The following is a 12,485-nucleotide window of genomic DNA, read 5'->3' on the forward strand; positions in this document are numbered from 1 at the left end:
CCGGTGAAAGCGGATAACACAACCGAAGGAGAAGAAAAAGGTAAATTCACTGTAGGGGGTGTTGAAGGTAATGANGTAACTGTTAACGATACATCTAAACAAGATGAACAACCGAAAATCGATATTAATAACATAGCGGGTCAAGCTCAAGTAGCTGAGGGTACTGAAGGTTATGCTCAATTCTTGCCATCAAATATCGCAACTGAAGAGATAAGTAATACAACCGAAAATGGTGTAACAAAAGTTGTTAAAGGTTTTGTTGTAAAAGGTACAACAACTAGTATTCCAGCTGATTCAGAGGTCGATGTTACGATTACCGCTAATGGAGAAAATTATTTCACCGGTAAGGCTAAAGTAGGTGCTGATGGTGCTTGGGAAATCAAAGTTCCGACAAGTACAGTAACGACAACAGTAACAGGCTCTGGCGAAGATGAAGTTACAGAGGTAGTGACAGAATTCAATAATCCTAAATTCGATGTTTCTTATGATGTTACTGCGAAAGTTACTGTTAATGGTCAAGAAATTACCGATACGGATAAAACTGAAAGTGCACCTGTTGTGACTGATATTTATCTTCAAGATAATTTGACGGATGATGCACAAAATGTAGCTGATTTCTATACAGATAATGGCGAATATGTGGGTCGTATTGATGGTATGGCAGATTCTGATGCAACTAAAGCGATTAGCCGCCAAACAGGTTTAACCAACGATCCAAGTGCAGAATTACACTTTACATTGGATAAAGAACCTAAAGCGGGTCAAGTTGTTAAGGTGTTACGTTATACAATTGTTGATGGTAATGAAGGACGTGTTGAAGATTTAACGGATCAAATGACAAATAATGGTCTTAATTACACTGTTAAACCGACCACACCACAAGCGGAAACAACAAATACACTTTATCGTTACAAAGTAGTTGTTGAAGATCAAAATGGTACTGATTTATCTGAAAAAGTCTTTAACTATCGCTTAGATACCATTGTTGAGTCAATGGATGTTAAAGAGTTAAATTCTGATACCAATACCATGGTTCTTAAAGCAGATGGAGTTTCAGAAATTGGCGCGACCATTAAATATAAATATCATACAGGTAGTGGAGAAAGCGCGCTTAAAGATGCTGTTGATAATGGTGATGGCACTTATACGATTGATTTAGCAAACTGGAATCGTAAGGTCCCTCAAAGTATTACTCTTCAAGTAATTGATGCGGCAGGTAATGTTTCCGAAACGAAAATTAATGCAGTGAGAAACTTGTTTACTAGTTATACAGCTGAAGAGGGACCTGATCCAAATGGTACTCGATTTGATAGACAGTTAGTTACCGGTTTTGCCCAATCTTCTACCAGAGCTGAAAATGGCGCATTTGTTTCTACAGATGGCAATGACACCTTAATTGTCGGTTTAGATAATTTCGGCGGTATGGGGGTGAGCAATGGCTCTGTAGGTCGTAACATCAATGTTGGTTCGAAAATTCATATTGAAATGGGCAAAGGTGATGATCATATCCAAGTTCGAGGGTCTGTCCAATCTATGGGGTCTGCTACCGATGGTTATTTTGATATGGGAGAAGGTAACGATAAGCTGACTTTTGCTGAAACATTTGTTGTTGGTAACTACAACATCAGAATGGGTGAAGGTAATAACACTATTAACTTTAGTGGCACTACTGTACAAGCAGCAGGTTTAGATATTAGTTACGGTGATGGTAATGATGTGTTACGTGCCGATGTCAACAAAGATTTCGCCGGAACTAAAACTATCAGCTTTGGTAATGGCGATAACTATATGGAAGTTGGCTCTATGTATGATAAGAATACGATTACCTTTGGTAACGGTAACGATGTATTTATTGCTAAATCTGTAGGTACAAAAGCACCTTCAAGTGGTGTCATTGATATGGGCGATGGTAATGATACTTTCTCTGTGAGTGGATTATTTGCACGACAAGAAGCTAAGTTAGGTGCTGGAGATGATGTAGCCATTATGGGTGATCGTATCGAAACCGGTGCAGCTTGGGCAAGACTCGACGGTGGTGATGGTAATGATACTTTAGTCTTAACCAAATCAGATGGTAAAGTAAGCTTGCAAAATGTATTGAATTTTGAGGTGATTGATTTAACCACGCCAACGGCTCAAACTATCGGCATTAGCAATAGTTATATTACTCAAGCTAATGACACCACAAAAGCTATCTACATTAAAGGTGGTACAAATGATACCGTGGACTTCGGTGATAACGGTAAATATATTAATGGTACCAAATTTAAAGATGGCGGTGGTGCTATTAAATCTAACTGGAATTTCTGGGAAAAAACCGAATCCGATGTAGTTCACGATGGTATTACTTATGACAAATATACTTATCGTACCGCAAGCGGTGAGGTAAATGATGAGGCTATCTATATCCAACAAGGAGTCCAAATCATCTAATTGTCTTTAGTGACTTAACTTAGTTCAAATCCCCCGCTGTGAAAACTCGGGGGATTTCTTTGAATAGGGAAATTAAAATTTTGAAAAAATTAACCGCACTTTTGGCAATTTTTATATGTGATAACATTATGTATTAGGGGAAATAGAAAATATGTAATTTTTATCTTATGAAAAATTGTCCTTATCACAATTAGAAACTCTTCCCCGAAGGGATTAAAAATTAAAATAAAGGCAATATTTAAATTGGGATTTTTAGATTGAAAAAAAATTAGAAAAGAGTAAGATGTCGAATCTGTTTAAGTGCAAAATAAAATAATAGAATATTCATTTTATTTTTCTTATTACCAATGAGATAGGATTTAAAATTTTTATAAAATACAATCACTTAATTAAAAAGATCTAGAAGGAGTCTTATGAAATATTTATCATTGTCTAAATATTCATTCTCAGTTATCGGTATGTTTATTTTATTCTCACCAAATATATTGGCGAAGACAACATTAACCGATATTTTACAATATGCGTTTATAGCTGATCCGACATTAGACGAAGCAAAAGCTAATATTGCCATGGCTGCAAGTCAAACAAAAGTATCGGAGGCTGGTCATATTCCAGTGGTATCACTAACAGGTACCCAAGTGTTAAGTCAACAGCATCGTTACACCAGTGAACGCCGTTCGGGTCCCGGAGTCGCTGCGAGAGTTAATCTTTATGCGTGGGGAGGAATTGAAGCCGAAATTGAACGTGACAAACATAAACAGACTTACTATCAGCATAAATTGACTGAAACCCAAGAAGTGATGGGGCAGGATATTGCTCAACTTTATCTAATGGCATTAAGGGCGAAAGAAACAATTGCAATTTATAAAGAGAGCTTACAGCGCCACGAAAAGATATTAAAGAATCTTGGGGTGATTGCAAGTTTTGATGAAGGACGTTACTCAGAGGTAAATGAGGCTCTTTCCCGTAAAAATCAGGTTGAAACCACAATTTTAATGCAAGAACGAATTATGCAATCTGCGCTTAATCGCCTAAGCCGTTACAGTCAAAAAGTCCTGTCTGCATCGGATTTGGTTGAACCCTTCAATCAAGTCAATGTGCATCAATTTATTGAGCGTTATAAAAATCCAGAAGTAAAAAATAACCCAAGTTATTTGGCTCAACAAGCTGAGTTTAATAGCTCTCGTGCTGCCGTTGAGGCTGCTAAAGCAAGACGTTTGCCAGCAATTAATCTAGAGGGATCCGCCAGTCGTCACGAGCGTGAACTTTATGTCAATATGTCTTGGGATATTTATAATCCCGCGACGAAATATGCGGAGCAACAAAGTTATTACTCTCAAAAAGCTGCAGAAGCAAAATTACGTGAAATTGAGTTGTCGGTGCAAGAAAAGTCGCTAACCTCTGAAACGGACATGATTCGTAACCAAAAATTGGCTTCCGTAGCTAAGAAGCAAATTGCTTTGCAACGCAAGGTAGTAAGCGATAATGAGTTACAATTTGAGGTAGCAGCTCGTAGTTTGATTGATCTACTTAATTCTTATCAAGAATTAACCCGTATTCAGATTGATGAAGTCACCGCTAGAAATGATTTTCGTGATGCTGCATTAGCTTATCTGGCCTCTCAGGCTCGTATTACAAATTGGGTGGGAATAGAAAACTCACCGAAATCTAAACATAAATAACATAAAAAATTAAGTTGTATGAAATCGATTATTGAACATTTGGCATTAGTGACTCAGTTACATGGCACGCCTATTGCACAAGAAGCATTAACCGCTCAAGTTATCAGAGATCAGCGGTTAGATGTTAATTTTTCCTCTTTAAGGGAGGTTTTAAAAACTTATGGTTTTGAAAACTCTATTTCCAAACGGGAGCTAACCGATATTCCAAGTTTGGCAACGCCTGTTGTGGCTATTTTGGAAGATGAAGAAGCCTTGGTAATTACAAAAATTGAAGGAGCGGGTATAAACCGTCGTTTTCATATTCGTCAAACAGATAAGGTGGAACGGGTTTTAGATTATAAGGAACTAAAGGATATTTATTTAGGTTATTGTTGGTTTATTAAACCTAAAGTTACCTCCGATATTCGTTCTGAATTACCGGAATACCATTTACCGAAGGCTTGGTTTTGGAAAGTAATTTGGCGTTTTAAAGCCTACTACGGACAAGTAATTTTAGCCACCTTCATTATTAACTTTTTGGCATTAGTCAGCTCATTATATGTAATGAATGTCTATGATCGTGTGATTCCGAATAAAACTTATGAAACCTTATGGGCACTGAGTATCGGGGTTGTACTCGCGATTAGTTTTGAATTTGCAGCTAAAATGATTCGTGGACATTTGACGGATATTGCAGGGAAGAAAGCGGATTTGATTATTAGCTCGGCTTTATTTAGACGGGTTATGGCATTGAGGCTTATTGATAAACCAGCATCGTCAGGATCTTATGCCAATAATCTCCGAGATTTTGAGTCTGTCCGTGAATTTATGACCAGTGCGAGCTTACTCGTATTAGTAGATTTACCTTTCCTCTTTTTATTCGTCTTTGTTATTTATTTAATTGGTGGGAAATTAGCGCTTGTTCCATTAATTATTATTCCAACGGTAATTTTAGTAGGGATTGCCGTACAGCCCAAATTAGCGGCAAGAATCAATGAATCTATGCGTGAATCGTCACAACGTCAGGGATTAATCGTTGAAGCATTGGATGGTATTGAAACATTAAAGGCTAATAATGCAACGAATTGGGCACAACAACGTTGGGATATGTACACAGCAAAAACATCAGCTTCACAGATTAAAGTGAAAGATTTAAGTAACTTTGTCGTGAACTTTTCTGTCGGATTACAACAATTAAATACGGTGTTTTTAGTGTTATTAGGTACCTATTTAATTCATAGTGAAGACGAAGCCAGCCGTATTACAATGGGGGCATTAATTGCTTCGGTGATTTTGTCCGGACGGGCATTAGCGCCACTCGCTCAAATTGCAGGGTTGGCAACACGTTTCCAACAAGCACGTTTAGCATTAAAAGGGGTGGATGATATTGTGAACCGCCCGATTGAAAGAGTTGATGATCGGAAGTACATTACTTTAAAACAAACCCAAGGTAAAATTAGCTTTAACAATGTGAACTTTCAATATAATAAAGAAAGCCCGAATGCTTTATCACAATTATCAATCACTATTAACCCGGGTGAAAAAGTAGCTATTTTGGGTCGTGTCGGAAGCGGAAAAAGCACCTTATTAAAATTAGCAGCCGGTTTATATGAACCTCATTCGGGTAATGTCACATTAGATAATGTAGATCTACGCCAAATTGATCCAAATTATCTCCGTAATCAAGTCGCATTGTTTGGTCAGTCCCCACGCCTTTTTTTAGGAACATTACGTGAAAATTTAGATATTGCTAGAGCGGATAATTTTGCGGGTGATGTTGAATTAGTTAATGCTTTATATCGTTTTGGTTTAGAGCATTTAGTAAATAGCCACCCAAGAGGATTAGATATGCCGTTGGGCGAAAATGGACAAGGTTTATCCGGTGGTCAAAAGCAATTGGTTGCACTTGCCCGTTTAACAATCAAAGATCCGCGAGTTGTGTTACTTGATGAACCAACCAGTGATCTTGATCAAGGTACAGAAGAAATGGTACTGCAGGCTCTTGCGCGTTGGATGGGGAATCGCACCATGATTATGGTTACTCATCGTCCTCAAGTGTTGAAATTAGTTAACCGTATTATTGTGATTGATAATGGAAAAGTAGCGATTGATGGACCGAGAGATGCGGTTTTAGAGCATTTAAGAAAGAATGAGCAACAACAAGTACAAAAATCGCAGCCACAACAAAAGCAGGCAGCCAATACAGCTGAAGGAGAGGAATAGTGAGTGAAAAAATAAAGCAATCGGATTTAACATTAATTAATGATTTGAACGCCGCATTACAGGTTGAAAAACACCGAGGTATTTTTTCGGTCATCATTCTCTTTTTTATTTTCCTCGTTACCTTCGTAATATGGGCATATTTTAGCCCTCTTGAAGAAGTAACCCGTGGACAAGGCAGTGTTATTCCGAGTAGCCGTGAACAGATTGTACAGAGTTTGGATCCCGGTATTATTCAAGAAATGAAGGTTAAAGAAGGGGAAATTGTTGAAAAAGGGCAAGTATTATTGACCCTTGATGATACCCGTAGCTCAGCAATATTGCGTGAAAGTGAAGCAAAAGTTCAAAACTTACGTGCAGTGGTTGCTCGTTTACAAGCTGAATCTGCAGGTAAACCATTGGTATTTGCCGACGATATTCCTGAAGATGTGGTTTCACGGGAAACCGCCGCTTATAATGCTCGCCGTAAAGCGATGCTTGATGCAGTGGAGGGGTTAGCACAGAGTAAAGCGCTTTTAGATAAAGAGATTGCAATTACTCAGCCTATGGTAAAAAAAGGAGTAGTTTCTCAAGTAGAATTGCTCAGAATGCAAAGACAATCTTCGGATTTTGCCCAACAAATTACCGAACGCCGTAATCGTTATTCAGCTGATGCTAATAATGAACTGGTTCAGACTGAATCCGAGCTTGCCCAAGCCCGCGAAAATATGGCAATGAGGGCTGATCCGGTAGAACGTTCACAAATTAAAGCACCTTTACGTGGTGTGGTAAAAAATATCCGTATTAATACCGTAGGGGGGGTGGTACAAGCAGGGCAAGATATTCTTGAAATTGTCCCCCTAGATGATACTTTACTTGTGCAAGCTTATATTAGTCCGAAAGATGTCGCGTTTATTCGACCGGGACAACCTGCTTTAGTAAAAATCAGTGCCTATGATTATTCTATTTATGGCGGTCTTGAAGGGAAAGTTACTTTGATAAGCCCTGATACGTTGCAAGATGAACGCCGTCGTAGTGAATTGAACTTAAATGCGGATCAAGCTTATTATCGGATTTTGATTGAAACACAAGGAACATCAATCACTGATAGTAAAGGTCAAAAACTGGATATTACACCGGGAATGACAGCAACGGTAGATATTAAAACCGGTGAAAAAACTGTTTTCCAATATCTCATTAAACCAATCACTCGTATGAAACAAGCATTGCAAGAACGTTAATTCATAAAGAGCATTGAAGGTAAAACAATGCTCTTTTGTTTTTGAAACAAGAAAAAATGCGATGAATTTTCACCGCACTTTTTTGAACTCTATTCTGTCGCCTCTTTCAAAGGCACTTCCGGATCAGGCTGACCGGTGATGCGATTGCGTAAATCACGACGGATAATTTCAATCATCCAGAACCAGAAAATATGACCGACTAATTCGGAAATGTGTTCATAGAGCGGCCATTCCGCAACAGGCGGTGTTAAGCCCAACATTGGGAAAGTGATATAGTGAACACAGATGTTTGCGATAATACCGGCACCGATACCCTGCCAGAATTTGATTTTTGGGAAACGTTCTGCTACTAAGCAGTAACCGATAGCGAACACTAATGAGAAAATGATGTGTGTCACACCAATCCAGTTAAAGGCATGATCTGCAAAAGTGAATGCTGCTTCTGTTGGATCGATACCTAAATAATCACGCAAGAAAACGTGTGGAGGGTTTAAGAAAGCACGTGAACAAACTTGCAATACTTGATCTTGGGTCAATCCCGTAATATCCACTTTACAAGCTGCTGCGAAAAAATCAATTGGGCTACGAGGTGGGAATGGATGCTCAGCTCCCCATTTTACAAAGGCAGAGATGATACCTGCGATAATACCGACAAAAATTGCCACTCCATAACGGCGACGATTTGGCGGAGTTTGAGTGAAAATACCTGACATATTTTGCTCCGAAAATGTTAAAAAATTAACCACACTTCTTTAACATCAAAACCAAAAAAGTGTGCTACAAAATTTCACCGCTTAATCATTATGCGCTTATTTTTACATTGTAAAAAAATAATCTACTGATAATTCACGGTGAAATATGAACACAAATTCTTTACCAATTTAGCTGAACAGTCAAGATTTAAAATTATTTTCTACTCAAAAAAGAGTATTTAAACACTAAAGTTTTCACTCTTTATCGCTTTTCACTACATTCTTTAACACCGAAACCTATAAATCAAATCCCCTATAAAAATGCCCCGCGGCTTATCAGGCAACGGGGCAAAAATTAATATCAATTCAGCCAAAATTATAATTTAGCTGCGAGCATCGCCTCTAATTTTTCTTGGTCGATTGCGAACTTACGAATACCTTCAGCCAGTTTTTCGACTGCCATGGCATCACTGTTGTGCTGCCAGTAGAATTCCGCTTCAGTTAACGGTTGAGGTTTGGTTTTCACTTCACCTTTATATTCAAGTTTACGTACAAGTGCGGTTGAATTTTCTTGTAATTCCTTGAGGAGTGGCGGCGCAATGGTTAAGCGATCACAACCGGCTAATTCGGTGATTTCACCCACATTACGGAAACTTGCTCCCATCACCACGGTATTGTAACCGTACTCTTTGTAATAATTGTAAATTTTGGTGACAGAAATCACGCCCGGATCTTCTGCCGGTGCATATTCTTTTTTATCACTGTTCGCTTTATACCAATCGAGAATACGCCCCACAAACGGCGAAATTAAATATACCCCTGCTTCGGCACAGGCACGGGCTTGCGCTTCTGAGAATAATAAAGTGAGGTTACAATTAATGCCTTCTTTTTCAAGAATTTCTGCCGCACGGATACCTTGCCATGTTGAAGCGATTTTAATCAAAATACGATCATTTGAAATGCCGGCAGCGTTGTAAAGTGCGATCAGTTTACGGGCTTTCTCAACGGTGGCTTGGGTATTATAAGAAAGGCGGGCATCTACCTCAGTAGAAATACGTCCCGGGACGATTTTTAAAATTTCTAAACCAATATTTACCGCTAATTTATCTTCCGCATCAATTAATTGTTGTGCTTTATCATTGCTTTGTGCTTTAGCATAGCTTACAGCTTCATCAATCAATGGCGCGTATTGTGGCAATGCCGAAGCACTTAAAATTAAGGAAGGGTTAGTTGTCGCATCTTGTGGTTGGTATTTTTTAATGGCTTCAATATCGCCGGTATCTGCTACCACCACCGTCATACTACGAAGTGAATCTAATTGAGTTGTCATTGTCTTCTCCTTGTTTTAATTGATGCTCATAACGATAGCATAAATCGAATTTGTAGTGATAGTGTGAAATCGCAATATATCCAATAGTTTTTATAAAAAAATAAAGATTTTTTATTTTTTACAAAAATTGTGATCAATATCACCTTTATCTCCAAATAAACGCTTTACAAAATCAGATATTTAAGATAAACCAGTTAAAGATAAGGATTCTAACCATAATGAACTAAAAACAATAATCCACACAAGGAGCGTATATGCAACATAACTTACTCACTAAATTTGTTTTTTCAGCCCTCACGTTAGCCCTCTCCGGCACTCTTTATGCAGCCCAAGTGCCTGCTGGGACGGAACTTGCGCCTGTACAAAATATTGTGATTAATAACGGTGCGGAGCCACAAAGTTTCGATCCGCATAAAACTGAAGGCGTACCGGAATCACAAGTGGCTTATCAATTATTTGAAGGCTTACTGAGCACTAATTCAGACGGTGAATTAGTGCCGGGTGTAGCAGAAAGTTGGGAAAGCTCACCGGATTATAAAACTTGGACATTCCATCTCCGCAAAGATGCCAAATGGTCAAACGGTGATCCGATTACGGCACAGGATTTTGTGTATTCTTGGCATCGTTTAGTCAATCCTAACACAGCATCACCTTACGCCAGCTTTTTAGACTATATGCAGGTGGCGAACGCGCAAGATATTATTGACGGCAAGAAAAAACCGGAAGAATTAGGCGTTGAAGCCAAAGACGATCACACCTTTGTGGTTTATTCCTCCAATCCCGTACCTTATGCCGCCGGTTTAACCACCCACCAATCTCTATTACCCGTACCGCAAAAAATCATTGAAAAATTTGGTGATGCTTGGGTGAAAAAAGAAAATATTGTCACCAATGGCGCTTATAAACTAAAAGATCACGTGATCAACGAAAAAATTGAGTTTGAACGCAATCCGCTTTATTGGAATGATAAAGAAACGGTCATAAATACAGCGACTTTCTTGGCGATTGAAAATGCGAGTACCGATGTATCGCGTTATCGTGCCGGTGATTTGGATATTACCAATTACGCGCTTCCACCGGAGCAATTTGTCAAGTTGAAAAAAGAATTGCCGGATCAAGTTTTTGCAGCCCGCATTTTGTCAACTTATATGTATGAAATCAATAATAAGAAAGCGCCTTTCAATGATAAACGTGTACGCCAAGCCTTAAATTATGCCCTTGATCGTAATGTTATTACCGATAAAGTACTGGCGCAAGGTCAAACACCCACTTATGTTTTCACACCGACTTATATTGCGGAGGGGGAGCTCATTCAGCAACCGGCTTATTCCCAAGAACCAATGACAAAACGTAATGAAGAAGCCATTAAACTATTAGAAGAAGCCGGTTTCAGCAAATCCAATCCGTTGAAATTTACCATTCTTTACAACACCAATGAAAACCACAAGAAAGTGGCAATAGCTGCTGCCTCTATGTGGAAAGCCAATACCAAAGGATTAATTGATGTGAAATTAGAAAACCAAGAATGGAAAACTTACATTGCCAGCCGCCGTACCGGTCATTACGATTTGGCTCGAGCAGGTTGGCTTGCGGACTACAACCAAGCTACGACTTTCGGTAACTATTTCTTATCAACCTCCAGTAACAACACGGCAAAATACGCCAGTGCGGAATATGATAAGGCAATGGCAGAATCCTATCTTGCCACTGACGCAAAAGGACGTGCGGAAGCCTATGCAAAAGCAGAAGCGATTTTAGCGCAAGATTTTGCTATCGTGCCGATTTATAACTATGTAAACCCTCGCTTAGTGAAAGCTTACGTGGGCGGCTATACCGCTAAAGATCCGCAAGATCATATTTTATTGCGTAATCTTTATATCATTAAACATTAAGAAAAGTGCGGTTGGAAAAACGCCTGTTTTTTTGACCGCACTTTTATTTTTATAAAATCCTTGATTCATAAACAAGGAAAGAAATCGTAGTGATATTTTTGGGTTGGAGTAATCATGTTTAAATTTATTCTTAAACGCGTGTTGGAAGCCATTCCCACGTTGTTTATTTTAATCACCTTTTCTTTTTTTCTGATGCGTTTGGCTCCGGGTAGCCCTTTCACCTCCGAACGAGCCTACCCGCCTGAAGTGATGGCAAACATTGAAGCAAAATATCCCTTAAATGAACCCTTGCATAAACAGTATATGCTGTATTTAGAAAATCTTGCCAAAGGGGATTTCGGCCCCTCTTTTAAATATAAAGATCAGTCCGTAAACGATTTAATAGGTTCGGCATTTCCCGTCTCCCTTAAACTTGGCAGCATTGCTTTTTTGTTTGCACTCACCCTTGGTATTTCAGCCGGAACAATTGCCGCATTAAAACAAAATAGTCGATGGGATTACATTTTGATGAGTATGTCGATGACGGGCGTAATTATGCCTAGTTTCGTATTCGCACCCCTCCTTGTATTATTTTTTGCCATTTGGCTTGGTTGGTTGCCTGCCGGTGGTTGGAATCAAGGGGCTTTACCCTATTTAATTTTACCGGTTGCCTCACTCACCATTGGCTATGTCGCGGGGATTGCACGGATTATGCGGGGCTCAATGATTGAAGTACTTCATTCAAATTTTATTCGTACTGCTAAAGCCAAAGGGCTTTCGACCCGTCGAATTATTTTAAAACACGCCCTTCGCCCGGCACTGTTGCCTGTCATTACTTATCTTGGCCCGGCATTCGTCGGCATTATTACAGGTTCAATGGTGATCGAAAGTGTGTTCGGTTTACCGGGTATGGGAAAATTATTTGTGAATGGTGCGTTGAATCGTGACTATTCTTTAGTGTTGAGTTTAACCATTCTTGTTGGTTCGCTGACTATTTTGTTTAATATGATTGTGGATATTTTATATGCAGTCATTGACCCGAAAATTCGTTATTAGGA

The 12,485-nt window shown here is 39.0% G+C and carries 8 protein-coding genes; 6 read left to right on the forward strand and 2 right to left on the reverse strand.

What is annotated here, in order from left to right:
• Positions 1 to 447: 447 nt before the first annotated feature.
• From A3GE_RS11355 to A3GE_RS0110540, 4 genes are all read left to right on the forward strand, one after another.
• Entirely contained in the window at positions 448 to 2,433 is a 1,986-nt protein-coding gene (locus tag A3GE_RS11355; RefSeq protein WP_136126865.1) for a hypothetical protein, read from the forward strand.
• Positions 2,434 to 2,846: 413 nt separating this feature from the next.
• Positions 2,847 to 4,115, forward strand: coding sequence for a TolC family protein (locus A3GE_RS0110530; protein ID WP_018357222.1), 1,269 nt, complete (start codon positions 2,847 to 2,849; stop codon positions 4,113 to 4,115).
• Between the two features lie 18 nt (positions 4,116 to 4,133).
• On the forward strand, positions 4,134 to 6,317 hold the full coding sequence (locus tag A3GE_RS0110535; protein WP_018357223.1) for a type I secretion system permease/ATPase: 2,184 nt from the start codon (positions 4,134 to 4,136) through the stop codon (positions 6,315 to 6,317).
• A complete protein-coding gene (locus tag A3GE_RS0110540) occupies positions 6,317 to 7,534 on the forward strand; it encodes an HlyD family type I secretion periplasmic adaptor subunit (RefSeq protein WP_018357224.1) in 1,218 nt (405 codons plus the stop codon). Before A3GE_RS0110535 ends, A3GE_RS0110540 begins: the two co-directional genes overlap by 1 nt.
• 89 nt (positions 7,535 to 7,623) lie before the next feature.
• Here the strand turns inward: A3GE_RS0110540 and A3GE_RS0110545 are convergent, their stop codons facing one another.
• Together A3GE_RS0110545 and tal are read right to left on the reverse strand one after the other, a co-directional pair.
• The gene (locus tag A3GE_RS0110545) at positions 7,624 to 8,247 is read right to left on the reverse strand and encodes a YagU family protein (RefSeq protein WP_018357225.1); all 624 of its coding nucleotides are present in this window, start codon (positions 8,245 to 8,247) and stop codon (positions 7,624 to 7,626) included.
• A gap of 355 nt (positions 8,248 to 8,602) precedes the next feature.
• Positions 8,603 to 9,556, reverse strand: a complete 954-nt coding sequence (tal, locus tag A3GE_RS0110550; protein WP_018357226.1) for a transaldolase — start codon at positions 9,554 to 9,556, stop codon at positions 8,603 to 8,605.
• A 254-nt stretch (positions 9,557 to 9,810) separates the two neighbouring features.
• Between tal and A3GE_RS0110555 the strand changes: the two genes are divergently transcribed.
• Both A3GE_RS0110555 and oppB read left to right on the forward strand, forming a co-directional pair.
• Positions 9,811 to 11,448: an ABC transporter substrate-binding protein gene (locus A3GE_RS0110555; RefSeq protein ID WP_018357227.1), complete on the forward strand. Its 1,638-nt coding sequence runs from the start codon at positions 9,811 to 9,813 to the stop codon at positions 11,446 to 11,448.
• A 114-nt stretch (positions 11,449 to 11,562) separates the two neighbouring features.
• The gene (gene oppB / locus A3GE_RS0110560; RefSeq protein ID WP_018357228.1) at positions 11,563 to 12,483 is read left to right on the forward strand and encodes an oligopeptide ABC transporter permease OppB; all 921 of its coding nucleotides are present in this window, start codon (positions 11,563 to 11,565) and stop codon (positions 12,481 to 12,483) included.
• Positions 12,484 to 12,485: the final 2 nt, after the last annotated feature.

The sequence above is a fragment of the Rodentibacter pneumotropicus DSM 21403 genome (assembly GCF_000379905.1).
In the GTDB taxonomy this organism is placed as follows: Bacteria; Pseudomonadota; Gammaproteobacteria; order Enterobacterales; family Pasteurellaceae; genus Rodentibacter; species Rodentibacter pneumotropicus.

Bases quoted from the DNA above. Each gene is read 5' to 3' on its own strand.
- A3GE_RS0110530 (WP_018357222.1), top strand. From the start codon at position 2,847: ATGAAATATTTATCATTGTCTAAATATTCATTCTCAGTTATCGGTATG.
- A3GE_RS0110535 (WP_018357223.1), top strand. From the start codon at position 4,134: ATGAAATCGATTATTGAACATTTGGCATTAGTGACTCAGTTACATGGC.
- A3GE_RS0110545 (WP_018357225.1), bottom strand. From the start codon at position 8,247: ATGTCAGGTATTTTCACTCAAACTCCGCCAAATCGTCGCCGTTATGGA.
- tal (WP_018357226.1), bottom strand. From the start codon at position 9,556: ATGACAACTCAATTAGATTCACTTCGTAGTATGACGGTGGTGGTAGCA.
- A3GE_RS0110555 (WP_018357227.1), top strand. From the start codon at position 9,811: ATGCAACATAACTTACTCACTAAATTTGTTTTTTCAGCCCTCACGTTA.
- oppB (WP_018357228.1), top strand. From the start codon at position 11,563: ATGTTTAAATTTATTCTTAAACGCGTGTTGGAAGCCATTCCCACGTTG.